Annotated in this window: 2 protein-coding genes; both read left to right on the top strand. The window is 74.1% G+C overall.

The features are described from left to right. Positions 1–64: 64 nt before the first annotated feature. Positions 65–436: an ATP-binding protein gene (locus tag K6I33_RS35405; RefSeq protein ID WP_229358883.1), complete on the top strand. Its 372-nt coding sequence runs from the start codon at positions 65–67 to the stop codon at positions 434–436. Further along, the gene (locus K6I33_RS35410) at positions 423–704 is read left to right on the top strand and encodes a DUF6255 family natural product biosynthesis protein (protein ID WP_238492420.1); all 282 of its coding nucleotides are present in this window, start codon (positions 423–425) and stop codon (positions 702–704) included. The genes K6I33_RS35405 and K6I33_RS35410 overlap by 14 nt, the downstream gene beginning before the upstream one ends. Positions 705–798 lie beyond the last annotated feature (94 nt).

Below are 798 nucleotides of genomic sequence, written 5' to 3' on the forward strand. Positions count from 1 at the left end.
CCCTCCCACCCGCGCGAATCTCAACTACTCCCTTGGCCTCCCCGGAGGTTCCTACTGTCTCGGCATGGCCCGCACCGTCGTTCAGCGCCTGCTGACCGAGCACGGCCTCGTCGGGCTCGCCGAGCTCGCGGCCCTGGCCGCGTCCGAACTGCTCGGGAACGCCTATACGTTCACCCCGGGGCGTGACGTGAGCCTTGCCGTCCGCTGGCGCTTCGGCGTGCTGCGGCTGACCGTGTTCGACGAGCACCAGGAGCACGCCGTCGAGGCCGGCAAGGCGTGCCGGGCGTACCGGCGGGAGGCGCTGGCCATGCTCGAATCCGTCGTCGGCGAGTGCGGCGGGATCGTCGGGCTGGCGGCGGCGGAGAGCCCTCTCGCCGGCAGCAGGCTGTGGGCCGTGCTCCCGCGAGAGGCGGCGGAGCGCTATGCCGGGCTGTGAGGCGGGGGCGGCCCGTTGCGGTGTCGGGCGGCGCTGCCGGACGTGCGGAGTGCGGCGGTTCACCGACTACGGGGCCCTGCGGCCGCCCGGCCTGCCGCAGGCCGTCGTACCGGCCCCGCGCGACCGGCGTGCCGCCGACCGTGCGGCGGCCCGGCGCGTGGCCGAACTGCTGGGCCGGGGGAGGTGGTGGAGCCTGCGGCGTCGGGTTGTTCTGGGCCAGGAGTGCGGGGCGGCGGTCGGCGCCCACCGCCCGGTTCTTCCTGGCTGAGTACCCGGACCCGTATTCCCTTCAGGCGGGCGGCATACGGTTTACGTCGAGACTTTTCGAGAGGATTCCTGGCCCATGACGACGCCCCCGCTCG

It is taken from the genome of Streptomyces sp. UNOB3_S3, from assembly GCF_020740895.1.
GTDB lineage: Bacteria > Actinomycetota > Actinomycetes > Streptomycetales > Streptomycetaceae > Streptomyces.